At 70.2% G+C, this 21420-nt stretch carries 19 protein-coding genes; 14 read left to right on the top strand and 5 right to left on the bottom strand.

Annotated elements, in window-relative coordinates; all coding sequences use genetic code 11:
- Positions 1–219 precede the first annotated feature (219 nt).
- The 3 genes from BLR95_RS09720 to BLR95_RS09710 all read left to right on the top strand — a co-directional run bounded on the left by BLR95_RS09720 (position 220) and on the right by BLR95_RS09710 (position 4569).
- A complete protein-coding gene (locus tag BLR95_RS09720) occupies positions 220–2220 on the top strand; it encodes a methyl-accepting chemotaxis protein (protein ID WP_092619023.1) in 2001 nt (666 codons plus the stop codon).
- Between the two features lie 76 nt (positions 2221–2296).
- Positions 2297–2614, top strand: coding sequence for an STAS domain-containing protein (locus tag BLR95_RS15800; RefSeq protein WP_176787763.1), 318 nt, complete (start codon positions 2297–2299; stop codon positions 2612–2614).
- Positions 2615–2805: 191 nt separating this feature from the next.
- Positions 2806–4569 (top strand): SpoIIE family protein phosphatase, encoded by a 1764-nt coding sequence (locus BLR95_RS09710; protein ID WP_092619017.1) that lies wholly within the window; start codon positions 2806–2808, stop codon positions 4567–4569.
- Positions 4570–4576: 7 nt separating this feature from the next.
- Here BLR95_RS09710 and BLR95_RS09705 read toward each other — a convergent pair whose 3' ends face one another.
- Positions 4577–5059, bottom strand: coding sequence for a DUF192 domain-containing protein (locus BLR95_RS09705; RefSeq protein WP_092619014.1), 483 nt, complete (start codon positions 5057–5059; stop codon positions 4577–4579).
- 227 nt (positions 5060–5286) lie between these two features.
- On the opposite strand from BLR95_RS09705, the gene BLR95_RS09700 reads away from it, so the two are divergent.
- The 3 genes from BLR95_RS09700 to BLR95_RS09690 are packed head-to-tail and all read left to right on the top strand — an operon-like array spanning position 5287 to position 7820.
- The gene (locus BLR95_RS09700) at positions 5287–6069 is read left to right on the top strand and encodes an ABC transporter ATP-binding protein (protein WP_425438438.1); all 783 of its coding nucleotides are present in this window, start codon (positions 5287–5289) and stop codon (positions 6067–6069) included.
- The gene (locus BLR95_RS09695) at positions 6066–6845 is read left to right on the top strand and encodes an ABC transporter permease (protein ID WP_092619011.1); all 780 of its coding nucleotides are present in this window, start codon (positions 6066–6068) and stop codon (positions 6843–6845) included. Before BLR95_RS09700 ends, BLR95_RS09695 begins: the two co-directional genes overlap by 4 nt.
- 15 nt (positions 6846–6860) lie before the next feature.
- Positions 6861–7820, top strand: coding sequence for an ABC transporter substrate-binding protein (locus tag BLR95_RS09690; protein WP_092619008.1), 960 nt, complete (start codon positions 6861–6863; stop codon positions 7818–7820).
- A 186-nt stretch (positions 7821–8006) separates the two neighbouring features.
- On the opposite strand, the gene BLR95_RS09685 is transcribed toward BLR95_RS09690, so the two are convergent.
- The 3 genes from BLR95_RS09685 to BLR95_RS09675 are packed head-to-tail and all read right to left on the bottom strand — an operon-like array spanning position 8007 to position 11988.
- Positions 8007–10541 carry an ABC transporter permease gene (locus tag BLR95_RS09685; RefSeq protein WP_092619005.1) on the bottom strand — a complete coding sequence of 845 codons (2535 nt, stop codon included), beginning with the start codon at positions 10539–10541 and terminating at the stop codon, positions 8007–8009.
- Positions 10538–11263, bottom strand: coding sequence for a class I SAM-dependent methyltransferase (locus BLR95_RS09680; protein WP_092619002.1), 726 nt, complete (start codon positions 11261–11263; stop codon positions 10538–10540). Before BLR95_RS09680 ends, BLR95_RS09685 begins: the two co-directional genes overlap by 4 nt.
- Positions 11260–11988 (bottom strand): ABC transporter ATP-binding protein, encoded by a 729-nt coding sequence (locus tag BLR95_RS09675; RefSeq protein WP_092618999.1) that lies wholly within the window; start codon positions 11986–11988, stop codon positions 11260–11262. The genes BLR95_RS09680 and BLR95_RS09675 overlap by 4 nt, the downstream gene beginning before the upstream one ends.
- Between BLR95_RS09675 and BLR95_RS09670 the strand changes: the two genes are divergently transcribed.
- The 7 genes from BLR95_RS09670 (at position 11987) to BLR95_RS09640 (ending at position 19304) form a co-directional block, all read left to right on the top strand.
- Positions 11987–12679, top strand: coding sequence for an arylesterase (locus tag BLR95_RS09670; protein ID WP_245689406.1), 693 nt, complete (start codon positions 11987–11989; stop codon positions 12677–12679). The genes BLR95_RS09675 and BLR95_RS09670 overlap by 2 nt on opposite strands.
- Before the next feature lie 28 nt (positions 12680–12707).
- Positions 12708–13241: an RNA 2',3'-cyclic phosphodiesterase gene (thpR, locus tag BLR95_RS09665; protein WP_092618993.1), complete on the top strand. Its 534-nt coding sequence runs from the start codon at positions 12708–12710 to the stop codon at positions 13239–13241.
- Between the two features lie 160 nt (positions 13242–13401).
- Positions 13402–14313 carry a hypothetical protein gene (locus BLR95_RS09660; protein WP_092618990.1) on the top strand — a complete coding sequence of 304 codons (912 nt, stop codon included), beginning with the start codon at positions 13402–13404 and terminating at the stop codon, positions 14311–14313.
- 690 nt (positions 14314–15003) lie between these two features.
- A complete protein-coding gene (locus tag BLR95_RS09655; RefSeq protein ID WP_092618987.1) occupies positions 15004–16026 on the top strand; it encodes an amino acid ABC transporter substrate-binding protein in 1023 nt (340 codons plus the stop codon).
- 132 nt (positions 16027–16158) lie between these two features.
- Positions 16159–17370, top strand: coding sequence for an amino acid ABC transporter permease (locus BLR95_RS09650; protein ID WP_092618984.1), 1212 nt, complete (start codon positions 16159–16161; stop codon positions 17368–17370).
- Between the two features lie 3 nt (positions 17371–17373).
- Positions 17374–18483, top strand: a complete 1110-nt coding sequence (locus tag BLR95_RS09645; RefSeq protein ID WP_092618981.1) for an amino acid ABC transporter permease — start codon at positions 17374–17376, stop codon at positions 18481–18483.
- A 92-nt stretch (positions 18484–18575) separates the two neighbouring features.
- On the top strand, positions 18576–19304 hold the full coding sequence (locus BLR95_RS09640; RefSeq protein ID WP_176787773.1) for an amino acid ABC transporter ATP-binding protein: 729 nt from the start codon (positions 18576–18578) through the stop codon (positions 19302–19304).
- Between the two features lie 41 nt (positions 19305–19345).
- On the opposite strand, the gene BLR95_RS09635 is transcribed toward BLR95_RS09640, so the two are convergent.
- The gene (locus BLR95_RS09635) at positions 19346–20158 is read right to left on the bottom strand and encodes a ferritin-like domain-containing protein (protein WP_092618974.1); all 813 of its coding nucleotides are present in this window, start codon (positions 20156–20158) and stop codon (positions 19346–19348) included.
- A 203-nt stretch (positions 20159–20361) separates the two neighbouring features.
- On the opposite strand from BLR95_RS09635, the gene BLR95_RS09630 reads away from it, so the two are divergent.
- Positions 20362–21405, top strand: a complete 1044-nt coding sequence (locus tag BLR95_RS09630) for a GGDEF domain-containing protein (protein WP_092618971.1) — start codon at positions 20362–20364, stop codon at positions 21403–21405.
- Positions 21406–21420: the final 15 nt, after the last annotated feature.

Raw genomic sequence — 21420 nt, 5'->3', positions numbered from 1 at the left:
GCACTGCCGCCGCGCGACCGGCGGAGAATGCTTGCCAGCCATGACGGATTGTTGCAGCTCATTGACAACCCTGGCACAAACGGCTGATCCTCGATCCATGCCGCGGCGCGGCAAATTCCTGCACGGCGACCAGCAAACGCACCAAGTGTTGCCTTTTTATGCTCAAAAGTGCTTTGCTCGTTGTGGGGAACCAGGAAGCACTGGGAGTTACACAAAACCATGTCCACCCGCAAATCCGGCTTCGGCCTGAGCAACGTCCGCATCAGCCGCAAAATCTGGCTGCCAACCATCCTGGCAACGCTAGGTCTGGCGGGTGTGATCGCCTTTTCCTTCCAGATCCTGCGCCACGAGATCACCCAGGAACGGGTGGTCATGGTCCGTTCGGTGGTCGAATCGGGCCTGGGCATCATCGCCTACTACGATTCCCTGGTTGATCTCGGCCTGATGGACGAACAGGTGGCGCAGGACCGGGCGCGCGCCGCCCTGCGGGGCATCACCTACGGCGATGGCGAGTACGTCTTCGCCTTCGACTACAGCGGCATCATGCAGGTCTTCCCGCCCAATCAGGCCTGGGAGGGCACCAGCAAGATCGATCTGGCCGACGCCAACGGGAAGACATTCGTCAGCGAGATGATCGAGGCCGCCTGGGAAGGCGGCGGCAAGGTCACCTACAGCTTCCCCCGCAAGGGCTCGGACACCGCCGAACCCAAGGTTTCCTGGGCCCAGGCCTACGAACCCTGGGGCTGGGTGCTGGGCACCGGGGTCTACGTCAGCGACGTCAACGCCACCGCCTGGCGGGGCGGTTCGAAGCAGTTGGCGGTGGGCGGCGGCTTCCTGATCATCGCCATCATCATCTCGGTGATGATCATCCGTGGCGTGGTCGGGCCCATGGGGCGCCTGAACAAGTCCATGGCCGAGTTGGCCGGTGGCCACCTCGACATCGACATCGCCGACCAGGAGCGCGGCGACGAGGTGGGCGTGATGGCCCGCGCCGTCGAGGTGTTCAAGGAGAACAGCCAGAAGGTCGTGCGCATGCAGGCCACTCAGGAGGCCGAACACCGCCGCAACGCCCGCCGGGTGAAAAGCGAGATGTTCGCCCTGACCAACGCGCTGGAAGAAGAGGTGCGGGGCGCCATCTCCATCGTCCACCAACAGGCCGAGGCGATGCGTCAGGCGGCGCACGAGATGTCGGAATCGGTCGACCACACCACCGAGAGCGCCACCGCGGCGGCCGGCGCCTCCCAGGAATCGGCCTCGGCGGTGGAGGCGATGGCGGCGGCGGCCGAGGAGATGGCCTCCTCGATCAGCGAGATCAGCCGACAGGTCACCGGTTCCTCGGAAATCGCCCACCGCGCGGCGCAGGAAGCCGAGACGACCAACGAGCGCATCAAGAGCCTGGCCAACGCCGCCAACCAGATCGGCGAGGTGGTCGAGCTGATCAGCGACATCGCCAAGCAGACCAACCTGCTGGCCTTGAACGCCACGATCGAGGCGGCGCGGGCCGGCGAGGCCGGCAAGGGCTTCGCGGTGGTCGCCGGCGAGGTCAAGACGCTGGCCAACCAGACCGCCAAGGCAACCGAGGAAATCGCCAGCCAGATCAGTTCCATGCAGGCGGCGACCGGGGAGGCGGTCAGCGCCATCCAGGGCATCGTCAAGGTGATCGGCGAGATCAACGAGGTGACCACCGCCGTCTCGGCGGCGGTCGAGGAGCAGACCGCGGCCACCGGCGAGATCAGCCACAACGCCCAGCAGGCGGCGCAAAGCACCCAGCAGGCGGCGCAGAGCATCCAGGACGTCTCGGCCAGCGCCGATACCACCCGGGCCCACACCGGCGAGGTGCGCCAGTCGTCCGAGGAGGTCAACGAGCGGGTCGGCATGATGCAGACCGCGCTGGAAGCGATCATCCGCGCCGGCAGCGCCGACGAGCGCGAGGCGCACGCCCTGCGCACCCTCAACGTCGGCGTCCAGGTGGAAAACCAGGAAGGCCGGGTGCGCTCGTGCCTGCTGCAGGACATCGCGCTGTCCGGCGTCGGGACCCTCGACCGCTCGGTGGAGGCCGAGCGTGGCGAAACGCTGACCATCGAGCTGCCCGATGTGGGCGCGGTCGAGGCCATCGTGGTGGCACGCACCGAAAGCGCCACCCATATTCGCCTGGACCTTACCGACAGGCAGGTCGATCCCTTCCAGGCCTTCGTCCAGGCCCGGGCCCCGACCGTCTGAGCCAACCGCTCCTCTCCCGGGTGGCCGCCTTGCTGGCGCCGCCCCATGCCCCCGTCAAACGCGGAGACGTCACGCCGTGAAGCACCAGATCACCAAGGATGGAAGCACCGTCATCGTCCACCTCAGCGAGCGCCTGACCAGCCACGACCGGGGCGACTTCGACCGCCTGGTCAGCGAGCTGATGGCCGCCCGCCCGGGCCAGATCGAGGTCAACCTGAAGGAACTTGCCTTCATGGACTCGGCCGGCCTTGGCTTCCTGCTCACCCTGCGCGAGCAGGCCGAGGCCGGCAACGCCTCGGTGCTGCTGGTCGACCCCAAGGGCGAGGTTCGCGAAACCCTGGAACTGGCCCGTTTCGACACCCTGTTCCATATCGTCCAGCGCACCACCGACTGAGCCCCCGGCGCCCCGGCAGGTAGGCCCACCCACCGGACCCGGGGCGACACCGCAGGCCCATCGCGAACGGACCCCGAAACGGGCCGGCCCATCCCCGGCCGGCCCGTTTCCATTCCCAGGCAGGTCACCCGGCGCCCAACCTGCGGCCCACCCGGCGCCCCCCAGGGCCGCCACCACGAGGACCCCCCGCCATGTCGAGCGCCCGCATCCTGGTCATCGACGACAGCCTGCCGGTGCGCACCCTGCTCGAGGCCCACCTCTCCGGCGCCGGCTACACCGTTGTCCAGGCCGAGGACGGCGACGACGGCTGGGCCCTGCTGGAGCGCGAGGGCAACAGCTTCGACGTGGTGCTGCTCGACCGGCGCATGCCGCGCATGGACGGCATGGAGGTGATGGCCCGCCTGAAGGCAACCCCGGCGCTGGACGGCCTGCCGGTGGTCATGCAGACCGCCGCCGACCGCCAGGAAGAGATCGTCGAGGGCATTGCCGCCGGGGTCTACTACTACCTGACCAAGCCGCTCGATCCGGAGCTTCTGCTCCAGGTGGTCGCCGCCGCGGTGGCCGACCGGGCCCGCTACCGCCGGCTCAGCGACGAGGTGGACCAACGCACCCTGGCCCTGGGCCTGCTCGAGGCCGGGCGCTTCACCTTCCGCACGCCGCGCCAGGGCAGCGATCTGGCGGTCGTCCTGGCCGCCGCCATGCCGCAACCCCGGCGCCGCGTGGTCGGACTGTCGGAGCTGATGCTCAACGCGGTCGAGCACGGCAACCTCGGTATCACCTACGCCGAGAAGACCGCCCTGCTGGCCGACGGCGGACTGGACGGGGAAATCGCCCGCCGACTGGCCAACCCCGAATGGCGCGACCGCGAGGTGGAGGTGACCTTCGAACGCCGGGCCCGCGAGATCGAGGTGACCATCACCGACCAGGGCGCCGGCTTCGACTGGCGGCGCTACCTGACCATGGACCCGGAGCGTGTCTTCGACACCCACGGCCGCGGCATCGCCCTGGCCCGCGACCTGTCCTTCGACAGCCTGGAGTACCGGGGGCGCGGCAATCAGGTGGTTGCCACCATCCTCACCGAGGGTCAGACGGCGAACCCGGAAGAGGCCCGCGAACTGGCGGTGACCCGGGGGCGCGACCCGGTGGTGCCAGCCATGCAGGCCAAGCTGCGCGACACCCGGGCCGACCTCGAGGCCTTCAAGGCCCGGCTGGCCGACGACCTGGACGCCGCCCGGCGCATGCAACAGGAACTGCTGCCCGAGGCGGGCCGCCTGACCACCCTGGGCCAGCGCTTCGGCCTGCGGCTGGAAACCCACTTCGAGACCTCGGCCGAGCTGGGCGGCGACCTGTTCGGCGTGGTCGCCCTGGACAACCGGCGCCTCGCCCTGTGGATGGTCGATTTCGCCGGCCATGGCATTTCCTCGGCGCTGAACACCTTCCGCCTGCACACCCTGCTCGAGGACCTGCGCGGCGGCATGGAGGACCCCGGCCACTTCCTGACCCGCCTCAACACCCGGCTGGCCGGCCTGCTGCCCACCGGCCAGTACGCCACCGCCCTGTTCACCGTGTTCGACACCGTCGAGCACCGCCTGAGCTACGCCGCCGCCTCGGCCCCGGCGCCGCTGGTGGTCGATCTGGCCAGCGGCGAGGTCACCGCCGGCCAGGGCGCCGGGCTGCCGCTGGGCATCCTGGCCGGCGGCCAGTACGACACCCGGCAGATGGATTTCGCCCCCGGCCAGGCCCTGCTGATGCACAGCGACGCGCTGACCGAATGCGGCCGCGACGAGGGGGGCTCCCTGGGCCGGGAGGGGGTGCGCCAGTTGCTCGCCGAGGCCGCCCGCGCGGCCGGCCCCGGGCTGGCCCTGGAAGGGCTGCTCGACCCCTTCCTGTCGCGCCTCCAGCGACCGCTGAGCGACGACCTGACCGCCCTGCTGACCGTCCGCCCGCCGGCCTGAGACGGGCTCAGGGTTGGTCGAACATCGGGTGGCGGACCACGTCGCCGGGGTCGATGGACAGGCGGGCGGCGGTGCCCCCCGGCACCTCCAGCACGGCGCGGGCCGGCCATGGGCTGGCGATGATCGCCTCGGAACCGGGTTCGGCGTCGGCCTTGATCCAGACCACCCGGCCGCCGGCGTCGAGGAACAGCATGTCGAGGCCGATCAGGGTGTTCTTCATCCACATGGCGACCCGCCCGGTGGCCCCGAAGTCGAACAGCATCCCGGCGTCGGCCGGCAGGTGCGCGCGATGCATCAGGCCGCGCGCGCGCTCGGCCGGGGTGACCGCCAGCGCGACCCGGAAGACGTGGCGCGCCGCCGGGTCGGCGGTCTCGATCACCGCCCGCTCGGGGTAGACTGGCGCCGTCCCCTCGGCCCCTCCTTCGGCCAGGGCCGGAGAGGCCAGAGGAGTCCAGACAACCAGCCACAGCAAGACCAGCCAGCCACGCATCGGCCCTTTCCTCCGCTTTGCTCTCACCACATTCCGTCATCGCCCGCCGGCCCCGCTTCGGCAACCCCCTTGACCGCCGACCGGTTTCGGTTACAGACTCGCGACTTCCACTCGGGGGGAGCTCGCGCGCCGCGGGCTGAGAGGTTTCCAGGCAACGGGAAACGACCCCTAGACGCCACTCGCGTGCACCTGATCCGGGTAATGCCGGCGAAGGGACGAGGTTTTCCGTGCTCGACCGCGTACCGCCCGCAGACCCTCCGCACCCCGAGTCGCCCGGCGACCCGGCGACCATCGAGGTGGCCGGCCTGATCCTCAAGGCCGGCGGCGCCCCGCTCAGCCGGCCGCTCCGGCTGTCCCTGCCGGTCGGCCAGTGGACCGCCGTGCTCGGCCCCAGCGGGGTGGGCAAGTCCACCCTGCTCAAGGCGCTGGCCGGTCTGGGGCCGGATGGCGACCTGACGGACGGGCGGACTGGTGGACTGGCCGGCCGGGTGGCCTACATGGCCCAATCCGATGGCCTGCTGCCCTGGCTCTCGGTGGCCGACAACGGCGCCCTGGGGGCCCGCCTGCGCGGCCAGCCGGTGGATCGGGTGCGATTGGCGACGCTGCTTCAGGCGGTCGGCCTGAAGGCCCAGGCCGGGCTGCGCCCCGACGCCCTGTCCGGCGGCATGCGCCAACGCGCCGCCCTGGTCCGCACCCTGATGGAAGACCGCCCGGTGGTGCTGATGGACGAGCCGTTCTCGGCCCTCGACCCGGTGACCCGGCTCGACCTGCAGGACCTCGCCGCGCGCACCCTGGCCGGGCGCACCGTGCTGATGGTCACCCACGACCCCATGGAAGCCTTGAGGCTGGCCCACCGCATTCTCATCCTGCACGGTCGGCCGGCCCGCCTCGACACCCCGATCATTCCCCCCGGGGTGCCGCCCCGCTCCCCCACCGCCGGCGACCTGCCGGCCCGCCATGCCGCGCTGCTCGAGCGCCTGCACCATCTGGCGGCGGAGGGCGGCCGATGAGCCAGCGCCTCGCCCGAGTGGTCCGCCCGCTGGTCACCCTGGCCGGCCTGCTGCTGCTGTGGCAGGCCGCCCACTGGCTGAACGGAGAACGCGACTACCTGCTGCCCGGGCCGCTGACCACCGCCCAGACCGCCTGGGCCAAGGCGCCCTTGCTGCTCGACCACGCGCTGATCACCGGCGCCGAGATCCTGCTCGGCCTGTTGCTGGGGTGCCTGCTCGGCGTGGTCTCGGCCCTGGCCCTGGCCCAGGTGCGGACCCTGGAACGCTGGCTGCTGCCCCTGCTGGTGATCAGCCAGGCCATCCCGGTGTTCGCCATCGCCCCGCTGCTGGTGCTGTGGCTGGGCTACGGGCTGGCCTCGAAGGTCGCCATGGCGACCCTGATCATCTACTTCCCGGTCACCGCCGCCTTCCTCGACGGCCTGCGCCAGACCGACCCCCTGTGGCTCGATCAGGCCCGGGTCATGCAGGCCCGGCCGTGGCGGGTGCTGCTGCTGGTCCGCCTGCCGGCCGCCCTGCCCGCCCTGGCCTCGGGCCTGCGGGTGGCCACCGCGGTGGCCCCCATCGGCGCCGTGGTTGGCGAGTGGGTCGGGGCCAGCGGCGGCCTCGGCTACCTGATGTTGCACGCCAACGCGCGGATGCAGATCGACCTGATGTTCGCCGCCCTGTTCACCTTGGCCCTGTTCGCCGTCGCCCTCTACTGGGCGGTCGACCGGGGCCTTGCCCGCCTGCTGCCCTGGGTGCCGGACAGCCGCACCCGGGCGGCTCCTTCCGCCTGACCAAAAGGACCCGCCATGTTGCGCCGACTTTTGCGCCCCCTCTTGCGCCCTCTGGCCCTGGCCTTCTGCCTACTCGCCCTGACCATCCCGCCGGCCGCCGCCAAGCCGCTGACCGTGCTGCTCGACTGGTTCGTCAATCCGGACCACGGGCCGCTGGTGGTGGCCCAAGAGGCCGGCTACTTCGCCGAGGCCGGCCTTGAAGTGGAACTGATCGCCCCGGCCGATCCCAACGACCCGCCCAAGCTGGTCGCCGCCGAAAAGGCCGAGGTGGCGGTCACCTATCAGCCCCAGGTCCACATGCAGGCGGCCGCCGGGCTGCCCCTGGTGCGCATCGCCACGCTGGTCGCCACGCCGCTCAACTCGGTGGTGGTGCTGGACGAGGGGCCGATCAAGACCCTGGCCGACCTCAAGGGGCGCAAGATCGGCTACTCGGTGGGCGGCTTCGAGGACGCCCTGCTCGGCACCATGCTGGCCAGCCATGGGGTCAAGCTGGACGAGGTGGAGCTGATCAACGTCAACTTCGCCCTCTCGCCGTCCATCGTTGCCGGCAAGGTGGATGCCACCATCGGCGCCTTCCGCAACTTCGAGCTCAACCAGATGGACATCAACGGCACCCCGGGCCGCGCCTTCTATCCCGAGGAGCACGGCGTGCCGGCCTATGACGAGCTGGTGCTGGTGGCCCACCGCGACCACCTGGACGATCCCCGCCTGCCCAAGCTGGTCGCCGCCATCGGCCGGGCCACCCGGCACATGGTCAACCACCCCGAGGAAAGCTGGGAGATGTTCGCCCAGGCCTACCCGGACCTGAACGACGAGCTGAACCGGCGGGCCTGGGCCGACACCCTGCCCCGCTTCGCCCTGCGCCCCGCCGCGCTGGACACCACCCGCTACGAGACCTTCGGCGCCTTCCTCAAGGAACAGGGGCTGATCGACACCGTGCCACCGCTCGACACCTACGCCCGCCAGATCGACTGAGGCAAGCAAGGGGCGCTGCCCCTTGACCCCGCCGGGGGGACCAGGGGTCCCCCCGGACCCCCACCGTGACTTAAAAACCCGCCAGGGGGGCAAGCCCCCCTGGCGGGTTTTTGACTCATGGTGGGGTCTGGGGAGGCCCCCGGCCTCCCCAGCGGGGGTCAAGGGGGCGGCGCCCCCTTGCCTCCCTCACTCGTTCTTGAGCAGCGGCGCGGCCGGTTGGTTGAGCGCCTTGAAGGTCCCGGCGAAGCCGACCACCAGGGTCAAAAGGCCGGCCCCGGCGACGGTGGTCAGGGTGACCGTCGGCAGGAAGGTGAAGGGGATCATCATCAGGTTTTCCGTCACCAGGGCGGCGGCCCCGGTCCCCAGACCGGCGGCGAGCAGGCCGGCGATGGCCCCCAGCAGCCCGTACTCCAGGGCATAGGCCCGGGTCAGGTCGCCGCGCGTCGCGCCCAGCACCTTCAGCACCACCGAGTCATAGAGGCGGCGGCGATGGCCGGCGGCGATGGCGCCGGCCAGCACCAGGGCGCCGGCCACCAGGGCCACGGCGGCGGCCATGCGGATGGCCTGCCCGGCGGCGGCGAGGATGGTGTTGACGCTCTCCAGGGCCTGCCGGACGCGGATCGCCGAGACGTTGGGGAACGGCTCGGCGACCGCCTTTTCCAGCCGGTCCTCGGCCGCCGGGCTGTCGGCGGTGACGGTGGCGATCCAGGTCGCCGGCGCCCCCGCGAGCGCCCCCGGCGAGAGGATGAACGAGAAGTTCATGGACAGGCTCGACCAGTCGACCCGGCGCAAACTGGCGATCTCGCCGGTCAGGGTGCGGCCCAGGATGTTGAGGTCGATGGTATCCCCCACCCCGACGCCCAACCCCTCGGCGATGCCGTCGGCGAGGCTGATCAGGGGCGGGCCGGCGTAGTCCTCGGGCCACCACTGCCCGGCCGTCAGGTCCAGGTTGGCGGGCGGCGCGGCGGTGCTGGTCAGGCCCCGGTCGCCGCGAACCGCCCAGCGGGCATCGGGCGCCACCTTGTCGATCTCCACCGGAGCGCCGTTCAAGGCCACCACCCGGCCGCGGATCATCGGCGCCTGATTGACCAGTTCCACCCCCTCGGTGCTGTCCAGCAGGTCGCGGAAGGCGGGCATCTGGTCGGGTTGCAGGTCAATGAAGAAGAAGGCCGGGGCCCGCTCCGGCAGGCGCCCCAGCAGGTGGGCCTTGAGGTTGCCCTCGATCTGGGCCACGGTGACCAGCACGGTCAGCCCCAGACCCAGCGACAGCAGCACGCTGATGGTCGCCGCCCCGGGCCGGTGCAGGTTGGCCACCGCCAGCCTGAGACCCGGCCGCCCGGCCCCGGGGCTGACCCGGCGGGCCAGCGCCGTCACCGCGTCGCCGGCCAGACGGAAGATCACCAAACCGGCCACCGCCGCCACCACGAAGCCAAGCGCGAAGTCGGGGCGCGGCGCGGCAAGCACGGTCAGCGCCGCCAGCAGGCCGGCAAAAGGCAACGGCGCCAGCCGCATCCGCCAGGGCAGCCGCCCCCCGGCCCCGCCGGCCAGGGCGGCATCGCGGAACAGCGCGGCGCCGGGCATCACCTGAGCCCGGAGCAGGGGCAGCAGACTGAAGGTGAAGCCGGTCAGGGCGCCGAACAGGGCGGCCAGGGCAAGCGGCCCCGGATAGAGCGCGAAGCCCGTCTTGATCGGCAACAGATCGCCAGCCAGCCCCTGGGCGGCGAGCGGCGCCAGGGCCCCAAGGACCAGCCCGATGACGATCCCCAGCCCGCCCAACAGGCCGATCTGGATGAGGTAGGTCAGCCCCACCTGGGCCCGGCTGGCCCCCAGGCATTTGAGGGTGGCGATGGTCTCCGCCCGGCCGTCCAGATGGGCCTTCACCGCGTTGGCCACCCCGATGCCGCCGACCAGAAGGGCGGTCAGCCCGACCAGGGTGAGGAACAGGGTGACCCGCTCCATCATCCGTTGCAGGCCGGGGGCGGCCCGATCCAGGCCGCGAATGCGCCAGCCCAGGTCGGGGAACTCGGCGTTGAGGGTGCGCCGCACCTGCCCCGCATCGCGGCCCGGCGGCAGGGCCAGCCGGTAGCCATGGGTGATCAGGCTGCCGGGCAGGATCAGGCCGCTTGCCTCGAGCACCGGCTGGGCGGTCATCAGGCGCGGCCCGAAGGCGGTGACGCTGGCCACCCGGTCGGGCTCGGTGATCAGGGCGGCGCGCACCTCGACCCGGGCCTGCCCGAAGGTGAGCACATCGCCCACCTGTGCCTCCAGACGGGTGAGCAGGGCCGGATCGGCCACCGCGCCCCAGACGCCCTCGCGGCGGGCCAGCGCCTCGGCCAGCGGCAGGGGCGGTTCCAGTTCCACCTGACCGATCAGGGGGTAGGCCTCGTCCACCGTCTTCAGTTCGGCCAGGGCGCGGCGGTCACTGTCCGGGTTGCCGGCCATGACGCGCAAGGTACGCTGCTCGGAGACCGCGCCCATCTCGTCCAGGCGGGCCCGCGCCTCGGGCGGGATGGGGCGGTAGATCAGGCTGAAGTCGAGATCGCCGCCGAGCAGCCGGCGGGCGTCGCTGGCCAGCCCGCTTTCCACCGCCGAGCCGATCGAGCCGGCGGCGGCGATGGTCGCCACCCCCAGGGCCAGACAGGCCAGGAAGATGCGAAAACCGCGCACCCCGCCGCGCAATTCGCGCAGGGCCAGACGCACCGGCACCGGCATCCGGCTCATGCCCCCTCCCCGGCCGCCCGGCGGGCCGTCCAGCCGCCGAAGATGAGGGCGTGGAAGAAGTGCTCGATGTCGGTGAAGCCGGCGCTTTCCAAAAGCGCGATCATGCGCTCCAGGGGCACCCGGTGGATGTCGCGGTGCACATGGGCCAGGCCCTTCTCGATCTCCTCCGGCGGGATGCCGTGGCGGGCCTGCCAGCCGGCCCAGGCGGCGAGCAGGCGGCGGTGGTGCTCGGTCTCCGGATCGCCATGCATGTCGGCCAGGATCAGCGGCGCGGCGGCCTTGAGGCGCCCGGCGGTGGCGGTCAGCAGGCTCTGCTTGGCGCCGTCATCGGGCAGGAAATGCATGACCAGCAGGATGGTGGCGGCATCGAAGGTGGCCTCGGCGGGCAGGCACTCCACGGTGCAGGGGTGAAGCTCGGCCCGCGCCCCCACCCCGGCCTCGTCCAGACGTTCGGCGGCGACCGCCAGCATGGCCTCGGACGGGTCGCAGCCGACCGCCGTCCAGCCCGGGTTGTCGGCCAGGAAGGCGGCCATCTCGGTGCCGGTGCCACAGCCCACCACCAGCAGCCGGGCATCGGCCGGCAGCAGCTCCTTGAGCAGCAGGCCGCTCATCAGGTGCAGGCTGTCGTAGGCCGGAATGACCCGGCGGATGGTGTCGTCGTAGCGCCGCGCCCGGTTGTCGTGGAAATGGGCGCGCGGGATATCGATGGGGGCCTCGGTCATGCCGCGTCTCCCGCCGCCGCTGGCTGGCCGGAGCCATCGTCCAGTCGGCCGTCCTTCAAGCGCACCACCCGGTCGGTGCGCCCGGCCAGGGTGGGGTCGTGGGTGATCAGCACCAGGGCGCTGCCATGCTCCTCCTTGAGGGCGAACAGAAGGTCCATCACCTGAGAGCCGGTGCCCTGGTCCAGGTTGCCGGTCGGCTCGTCGGCCAACAGCAGCGCGGGGGCCGGGGCAAAGGCCCGGGCCAGCGCCACCCGCTGCTGCTCGCCGCCGGAAAGCTGGGCCGGGTAGTGGCCGACCCGGTGCTCCAGACCGACCGCCACCAACTGGGCCCGGGCCCGCTCGAAGGCATCCCGCACGCCGGCCAACTCCAGCGGCACGGCGACGTTTTCCAGCGCCGTCATGGTGCCGATCAGGTGGAACGACTGGAAAACGATCCCCACATGACGGCGGCGGAAAAGGGCCAGCCGATCCTCGCTCAAGGGGCCGAAGTCGGTGCCGGCGACCGCCACGGCGCCGGCCGTGGGGCGTTCCAGCCCGGCCATGACCATCAGAAGGGTGGTCTTGCCCGAGCCCGAGGGGCCGACCACGCCGACCGCCTCGCCCGGGTTGATGGCCAGGTCGATGCCGCGCAGGATGGAAACCGGCCCGGCCGGCCCGGGCAGGGTCAACTCAAGCCCCTCCAGGCGCACCGCCGGGGTCTCGGCAGACAAGGGAGAAACGGCCATGCGGATGCCACCTCCAGGCAACGGTTTCGGGCGGCGACGGATGCTCGCCGGACTGCTTGGGCTGGCTCTGGCCCTTGGGCTGGCATATGGCGCCCCAATCGGCGATGTCAACGCGAGCCAGCCGGCCGCGCCGCTGCGCATCCTGGCCCTGGGCGACAGCCTGACGGCCGGCTACAACCTGCCCCAGGGAGCCGGCTTTCCGGCCCAGCTCGAGGCGGCGCTGACGGCGCGCGGGCACGCCGTCGAGGTGATCAACGGCGGGGTTTCCGGCGACACCAGCGCCGGCGGCCTGTCGCGGCTGGCCTGGCAGTTGGGCGACACCCCGCCCGACGCGGCGATTGTCGAACTGGGCGCCAACGACGGCCTGCGCGGCCTCGACCCGGGGCGCACCGAGGCCAACCTGTCACAACTCATCGCCCGTCTGAAGGGGACCGGGGTGGCGGTGCTGCTGGCCGGCATGATGGCCCCGCCCAACCTGGGGCCGGAGTACGGAGAAGCCTTCAACGGGCTCTATCCCCGTCTGGCCGACCAGCACGAGGTGTTGCTGTATCCCTTCTTCCTGGAGGGCGTGGCGGCCCAGCCCGAGTTGCTTCAGCCGGACGGCCTGCACCCCACCGAGGAGGGGGTGGCCGAGATCGTCCGCCGGATGCTGCCCAAGGTGGAAGAGCTGATCGCCCGCGCCACCCCATGATCCCCTGTTGCCGATAGAGTTTCCCGCCATGCGCCTGTTCGTCGCCCTGCCCCTGCCCGCCCCGGTGGTCGAGACCCTGACCGGCCTGACCGGCGGCATCCCCGGGGCGCGCTGGGTGCCACCGGAGAACCTGCACCTGACCCTGGCCTTCATTGGCGAGGTCGACGGCGGCGCGGCGGCCGAGCTGGCCGAGGCCCTGGAGGGGGTGCGCTCCCCCCCCTTCACCCTGCACCTGCAGGGCATCGGCACCTTCGACCGGGGACGCAGCCCGCGCGCCCTGTGGATCGCCGCCCCCCGCGAGGCGGCCCTGGTCCAGCTTCAGGGGCGGGTGATCTCGGCCATCGAGGCGGCCGGCCTTGAGCCCGAACGGCGCCGCTTCACCCCCCATGTCACCCTGGCCCGCCTCAAGCATCCCGACCCGGCGCGCCTGGGGCGCTTCATCCAGGCCCACAACCTGATCCAGACACCGCCCTTCACGGTCGATGAATTCTGTCTTTTTTCCAGCCACTTGCGACCGGACGGCCCAAGCTACCGACGGGAGGCCGAGTACCCCTTCGGCTGACCCCGCGCGCCCCCTCAGACAGGTTTACGGAACCGTGAAAGGTGTCTAGAGTTGTCATCAAGCGGCAGCCTTGAAAGGCCGCGCGTTGCAAGGGTCAATGCCGGCTGGCCACCCCTTGGTCAGCCACGCTTCTGGCCCATACACCTGGGGGGCTCTGGAGATGAGCGATCCGTCGTCACCCGTCCGGCCGACCGATCAGGAATCGGTGGACAGCCTCGCCGAAGCCGAACGGCTGCTGCTGAACGGTGAACCCCGGCGCGCCGCCGAGGCCGCCCGCCGGGCCCGCATGTTCGCCCGCCGCCACGACGACGACGGCGGCGAGGCCCGCGCCCTGATGCTGCTCGGCCAGGCCCTGGCCCAGGCCGGCGATCACAAGCCGGCGGTCGAGGCACTGGTCGAGGCGCGCGCCAAGTGGGCCGGGCTGCCCGACCAGCGCCACGAGGCCGAAGCCCTGATCGCCCTGGCCGAACTCAGCCCTGACGAGGCCACCGCCGACAGCTATCTGGACAGCGCCCGCCGACTGGCCCGCGCCGCCGGGGTGGTACGCCTGGAAGGCGACGCCCTGCTGGCCTGGGGCGAGCGGGCCGCCGCCCGGGGCGACGAGGACATCGCCCTGGAGCGCCTGAGCGAGGCCCGGGAGCGCTTCGAGCGCTCGGAATCGGTGCTGCGCCTGGGCCTGACCCTGAGCCGGCTGGCCAACCTGGAAGCCCGCCTGGGCCACGCCGACCGGGCCCACGAGGCCCTGGAAACCGCCATCGGCCTGTTCGAGGACAGCGGCGATCTGCTCGACGAGGCCGACGCCCGGCGCCAACTCGGCCGGCTGCTGGCCGGCATGGGCGACCGGGATGGGGCCCGCGATGCCCTGTCCGCCGCCGTGCGCCGCTTTGCCGCCGGCGGCGACCTGGAAGGCGAAGGCGCCTGCCTGCTCGATCTCGGACGGCTGGAGGCCAAGGCCGCCCCGGGTCAGGCCGGCCGCCACCTGCGCCACGCCGCCGAGCTGTTCCGCCGGGCCGGCAACGCCGCCCTGGGCGCCGAAGCGCAGAAGGCCATGGCCCTGCTGCCGGCCGAATAGGGCAACTCCCGAGCCATCCGGAACGGATCGCCCGAACCGGTCAACGACGACGACTTGCGGGAATATCAATAGCCTGGAGCCTGTTGGGTGAGTCGCAAAGCACGCAACCTGCTCCTAGGGTGCGCTTTGCAGACGACCCCGCCAGCCTGACCGGGCCGGAAGTCGGACGATTCCCACTGTCGCGAGGATTGCGGGGACAGCGTTCGACCCAGGCGTTCCACGCCGTCGGGTCAGCCACGGCGCGCCGCGCGGAACCGCGCGCAAAAGAGGAACATTGGCGGATCTTCATCGCCTTGATCCGCCTTGCCCCACCCCAAACGCGGACACAATCGGCACAATCCGGTCATAAACCTGTCGCCAGCGCCTTTTGGGCTGGTTATAGTCTGCGTGGATCGGCGCTTTCGGAGTCCCTGTTTGGAGCTCCCACAGGCGTCGCCCGGGAGGAAGCGAGTCCGCCCCAAGGCCCCGGCTTAAAAAAATCACCAGGGGTCAGGCGGGTTCGACGAAACAGGTACGATCGGGAGCGTGGTGTCCGCCAGCATGTGGCCCACAGCCAATGGCTCTGTCGAGCCGTTCGCCCTTGCAAGTCCCCACACGCCAGCGGCCGGGTTTCCGGCCGGCGATGTCGCGCGCGTCCGTGCCGCCTCCCCACCCCATTCCCACCGTCCATCGCTTCGGGAGACTTCCCACATGAAGACCCTTGTCAGCCTGACCACCGCGGCCCTGGCCACGGTCGGCCTGATGGCCGCCCCCGCCCAGGCCGCCGAAACCCTGAACGCCGTCAAGGAACGCGGCGAGATGATCTGCGGCGTTTCCACCGGCCTGCCCGGCTTCTCCCTGCCCGACGACAAGGGCAACTGGACCGGCCTTGACGTCGACACCTGCCGCGCCGTCGCCGCCGCCGTGCTGGGCGACGCGACCAAGGTCAAGTTCATCCCGCTGACCGCCAAGGAGCGCTTCACCGCCCTGCAGTCGGGCGAGATCGACATGCTGTCGCGCAACACCACCTGGACCCATACCCGCGACACCTCGCTGGGCCTCAACTTCGCCGGCGTCAACTACTACGACGGCCAGGGCTTCCTGGTCAGCAAGAGCCTCGGCGTGACCAGCGCCAAGGAACTGGACGGCGCCTCGGTGTGCATCCAGTCGGGCACCACCACCGAGCTCAATCTGGCCGACTACTTCCGCCTCAACGGCATGAACTATTCGCCGGTGGTGTTCGACACCTCCGACCAGACGGTGCAGGGCTTCTCGGCCGGCCGTTGCGACGTGCTGACCTCCGACCAGTCGCAGCTCTACGCCCTGCGCACCAAGCTCGACGATCCGAACAGCGCCGTGGTGCTGCCCGAGGTGATCTCGAAGGAGCCGCTGGGTCCGGTCGTCCGCCAGGGTGACGACGAGTGGTTCAACATCGTCAAGTGGTCGCTGTTCGCCCAGCTCAACGCCGAGGAAATGGGCATCACCTCGGCCAACATCGACGACAACATGAAGAGCGAGAACCCCTCGGTGCAGCGCCTGCTGGGCACCTCGGGCGACATGGGCGCCAAGCTCGGCCTGAGCGCCGACTGGGCCTACAACATCGTCAAGCAGGTCGGCAACTACGGCGAGATGTTCGAGCGCAACGTGGGCAAGGACACCCCGCTGGCCATCGCGCGGGGCCTCAACGCCCTGTGGACCGAGGGCGGCATCCAGTACGCCCCGCCGATCCGCTAGGCGTCCACAACACCCACTTCGGAAGCGGGGACCGCCGGGGTCCCCGCTTCCCCGCTTTTTCGCCCCCCTCCAGCTTCCCCGCTTTTCCACCCCCCCCTCATGCCCCCCCTGATTGCCCGACAAGGATAAGGCATGGCCGCCGATCCCCGATACGACACCCCCGCCAACGGCGCCCCGGACCTGCCCAGCCGCCCCAACCCGATCAACGACCCGCGCGTGCGGGCCATCGCCTTCCAGGTGCTGGCGCTCGGCCTGCTGGGCCTGTTCCTGTGGACCATCTTCCAGAACACGCTGGCCAACATGGAAAGCCGGGGCATCACCACCGGCTTTGCGTTCCTCGAGAACCCGGCCGGCTTCGGCATCCTGATGAGCCTGGTCGACTACGACGAGACCTTCAGCTACGGCCGCACCTTCATCGTCGGGCTGCTCAACACGCTGCTGGTCTCGGGCCTGGGCATCGCCATCGCCACCGTGCTGGGCTTCGTCATCGGCATCGCCCGGCTGTCGAAGAACTGGCTGGTTGCCAAGCTGGCCCTGGCCTACATCGAGACACTGCGCAACGTTCCGCTGCTGCTGCAGATCTTCTTCTGGTACTACGCGGTGCTGAGGACCCTGCCCGGGCCGCGCCAGAGCCTGGAGATGGGCGGCGCGGTGTTCGCCAACAACCGTGGCGTCTACCTGCCCGCCCCGGTGCCCGAGCCGGCCTTCTGGGCCGTCGTCGCGGCCTTGGTCGCCGGCGTGGTGGGCACCGTGGTCATCGCCCGCTGGGCCAGGAAGCGCCAGGACGCCACCGGCCAGCCCTTCCCCACCGGCTGGGCCGGCCTGGGGCTGATCGTCGCCCTGCCGGGGGTGGTCTTCCTGCTCACCGGCCTGCCGCTGTCGTTCGACGTGCCGGCCCTCAAGGGCTTCAATTTCGGCGGCGGGGTGCGCGTCATCCCCGAGCTGATGGCCCTGCTGTGGGCCCTCAGCATGTACACCGCCGCCTTCATCGCGGAAATCGTCCGGGCCGGCATCCTGTCGGTCAGCCACGGCCAGACCGAGGCCGCCCACGCCCTGGGCCTGAAGCCGGGGGTCACCCTGCGCAAGGTGATCATCCCCCAGGCCATGCGGGTGATCATCCCGCCGCTGACCAGCCAGTACCTGAACCTGACCAAGAACTCCTCGCTGGCCACCGCCATCGGCTATCCGGACCTGGTTTCGGTGTTCATGGGCACCACCCTCAACCAGACCGGCCAGGCGGTGGAAATCGTCGCCATGACCATGGCCGTGTATCTCACCATCAGCCTGTCGATCTCGTTCCTGATGAACTTCTACAACCGGGCCATGGCCCTGAAGGAGCGGTAAGCCATGGCCGACCCCGACCGCTTCACCCCGCTGCCCGCCCAGGCTCCGCCCAGCTCCAGCGCGGGCCCCTTGGCCTGGGTGCGGGCCAACCTGTTGTCGAGCCCGCTCAACGTGGCGATGACCCTGGGCGTGCTCTACCTGCTGGTCAGCATCGTCCCGGGCATCATCGACTGGGCCATCCTCAAGGCCACCGTGTCCGGCGACGGGCCGAACGCCTGCGACGCCACCGAGGGCGCCTGCTGGACCTTCATCCGCCTGCGCTTCGACTTCTTCATCTACGGCTTCTACCCGGAGCCCGAGCGCTGGCGGGTCGACGTGGTGCTGGGCCTGCTGCTGCTGGTCGTCGGGCCACAGTTCCTGTCCCGCTTCCCGGGCAAGAAGTGGATCGGCCTGTTCGGCCTGACCGCCTTCCCGCTGATCGTCGCCATGCTTCTGATGGGCGGCCTGTTCGGCCTGCCCGAGGTCGAGACCGGCAAGTGGGGCGGCCTGATGCTGACCCTGGTGCTGTCCTACGTGGGCATCGTGGCGGCCCTGCCGATCGGCGTGGCGCTGGCCCTGGGGCGGCGTTCGACGATGCCGGTGATCCGCGCCATCTGCGTGATCTTCATCGAGATCTGGCGCGGCGTGCCGTTGATCTCGGTGCTCTTCATGGCCTCGGTGATGCTGCCCCTGTTCCTGCCCGAGGGGGTCAACTTCGACAAGCTGCTGCGCGCCCTGATCGGCATCATCATGTTCCAGTCGGCCTACATGGCCGAAGTGGTGCGCGGCGGCCTGCAGGGCATCCCCAAGGGCCAGTACGAGGCCGCCGACGCCCTGGGCCTGGGCTACTGGAAGGGCATGGGGCTGGTCATCCTGCCCCAGGCCCTGAAGATGGTCATCCCGGGCATCGTCAACACCTTCATCGCCCTGTTCAAGGACACCACCCTGGTGCTGATCATCGGCCTTCTGGACGTGCTGGCCACGGTCCAGGCCTCGATCGTCGATCCGGCCTGGGGCAACGTCGCCACCGAGGGCTACCTGTTCGCCGCCTTCTGCTTCTGGGTCTTCTGTTTCGGCATGTCCCGTTACAGCCAGTCCCTGGAGCGCAAACTGCATACCGGCCACAAGCGCTGACCGGAAGGGGTACCGACATGAGCGAAACCGTCTCCGCCGACGAGATCAAAGCCCGCCACCCCCACCTCGAGCACGAGGTGGGCCGCCAGCCGATGATCGAGATCCGCAGGATGAACAAGTGGTACGGCGAGTTCCACGTGCTGCGCGACATCAATCTGACGGTTCATCAGGGCGAGCGGATCGTCATCTGCGGCCCCTCGGGCTCCGGCAAGTCGACCATGATCCGCTGCATCAACCGCCTGGAGGAACACCAGCGCGGCACCATCATCGTCGACGGCGTGGAGCTGACCCACGACGTGAAGAACATCGAGAAGGTGCGCCGCGAAGTGGGCATGGTGTTCCAGCACTTCAACCTGTTCCCCCACCTGACCGTGCTGGAAAACTGCTGCCTCGCCCCCATCTGGGTGCGCAAGGAGCCGCGCCACGAGGCCGAGGCCCGGGCCATGCACTACCTGGAGCGGGTGCGCATCCCCGAGCAGGCGAAAAAGTACCCGGGCCAGCTTTCCGGCGGCCAGCAGCAGCGCGTGGCCATCGCCCGCTCGCTGTGCATGCAGCCCCGGATCATGCTGTTCGACGAACCGACCTCGGCGCTCGATCCGGAGATGATCAAGGAAGTGCTCGACACCATGGTGCAGTTGGCCGAGGAAGGCATGACCATGCTCTGCGTCACCCACGAGATGGGCTTCGCCAAGACCGTGGCCGACCGGGTGATCTTCATGGACCAGGGGCAGATCGTCGAGGAGAACAACCCCCACGACTTCTTCAACAACCCCAGGAACGAACGCACCCAGCTTTTCCTCAGCCAGATCCTGGCCCACTGAGCCGACGGCCGACCACCCGAAAAGCCGCTGGGCGCACGCCGTCAGGCGGCTTCCGGAGCCCGTGACTTGAGGCTGACATAGCCCCAGAACAGGCGCCGGGCCAGCCAGCCCAGGCGCCCCTTGGGATCGAGGCCGGCCGCCTTGAGGATCATGTTGGAGCCCCGGTCACAGTGCTCCGGCCGGTACAGCCGAAAGGCCCGGGTGGCGTAGGCGCGGTTCGAGGCCTTGTGGTCAAAGGGAGCCTCGGGCGGGTTGTTGGCGCAGTGGTAGGCGAAGGAGAGTTCCTCGTCGTCGGCCTCCCGGAAGCGGCCCAGGGCAACCCCGAACCGACGGGGGAGGCTCAGCCGGTCCCGCGCCAGATGGCGCCGGGCGTGGTCCATGAACAACTTGTAGTGGCGGAATTCATCGCCGGCCACCCGGTGGGCGATGTCCTTCAGCACCGGCTCGTCGGTGGCGTCGCGCAGCGCCGAGTAGAACGAACTGGTGCCGCTTTCGACAATCGAGCGGGCGATCAACTCGCCACTCTTCGAGCCCCGGACCGAGGCGGTGGCCTCCAGCGGCAGCGCGTAGCCGGCCCGGAAGCGGTCGAAGGCCGCCCGGTAGTCGAACCCCGGGTCGGCCAGTTCGGCCCAGCGGCCCAGCGCGTCGCCGTGCTGGATCTCCTCGGCCGCCCAGGCGTCGATCAGCGGCAGGAAATCGGGGTCGTCGGCGAAGACGTTCTTCAGATAGCGGGCGTAGTCCGCCCCGTTGCGTTCGACCAGGGCGGCGGCCCGCACCACGGCCATGACGGAAGCGTCGACATGCTCCACGGAGAAGGTCGACCAGTCGATATCGTCCAGGGTCCAGCGCGCCATCACTGCCTTGTCCTTGGGTGAACACCGGGCGAACGCCCGGACGCGGAGAAGTCGCACCCGGCCATATGGGGTCGGGTGGCGCCTGACGGAAGCGGGGTCCGCCCACGCAAACGCCTCTTTCCTTTGCCCCCCTGGGCGGGGTAGCTTGCGGTATTCGAGAATAAAATCAGACTGGCGACAAGGTGGCGCAAGGACACAAAGGCATGACCGAGGAACGGGCCCACCAGCAGGCGCGGGTATACGCCGTTCGGGCCCTGTCCGAACTCGACGCCCTGGGGTTGCCACCGACCCCTCCAAATTTCACCGTCTGGTTTGCCGCCCACGCCGGCAACCTGCCCGATCTGGCGCGCCAGATCGAACGCCTGAAAGCCGCCGGCCCGATCGACCAGGGGACGGCCGATTCCCTCTACGCCCGCTTCATCGCCGAACAGCCGGAGCGGGCCAATCTGGCCGAGACCAGCGCCCGCATGTTGGCCACCCTGAACGGCGTGCGCGACGCCGTCGGCGCCGCCGGCGATGACGCCGAGCGCTATGGCCAGACCTTGCAGACCTTCGGTGACTCGCCGCTGGAAGACACCGAGCAGATGCGCCGCCGACTCGACGCCGTGATGGCCGAGACCCGGGCCATGGCCGAGGCCAACAAGGCCCTGCAGGAACGTCTGGACCGCTCGGCCAAGGAAATCGATTCCCTGCGCGAGAACCTGGTCACCCTGAAACGCGAGGCCAGCCACGACGCCCTCACCGGGCTGGCCAACCGCAAGGCCTTCGACAGAACCCTGGCCGAGCATCTGCACCAGTTGCGCCACAAGCCGGGGTTCCTGTGTCTGGTCATGCTCGACGTGGACCACTTCAAGGCCTTCAACGATACCCACGGCCATCAGATGGGCGATCAGGTGCTGAAACTGGTCGGCCATACCCTGAAAACCAGCATCGACGCCGCCAGCTTGGCCGCCCGCTACGGCGGCGAGGAGTTCGCCGTCATCCTGCCCGACCGCCCGCTGGCCCGGGCCCGCGAGGTGGCCGAGGCGATCCGCCGCGCGGTGGCCGAAAAGAACCTGACCAACCGCCGCACCGGAAAGACCCTGGGCCGCATCACCTTGTCGGCCGGGGTGGCCGAGTACATCCTGGGCGAGACCGGCGAACAGATGATCGCCCGCGCCGACAAGGCGCTGTATGTTGCCAAGGCCCAGGGCCGCAACCGGGTGGTGGCCCAGAACGAACTGGACCCGGCCCACCTGACCGGCTGACCCCCGCCGGCCGCC

The organism is Roseospirillum parvum, from assembly GCF_900100455.1.
GTDB lineage: Bacteria > Pseudomonadota > Alphaproteobacteria > Rhodospirillales > Rhodospirillaceae > Roseospirillum > Roseospirillum parvum.
Note: the sequence above shows the minus strand (reverse complement) of the source record. Positions and strands in the feature narration are given on the sequence as shown.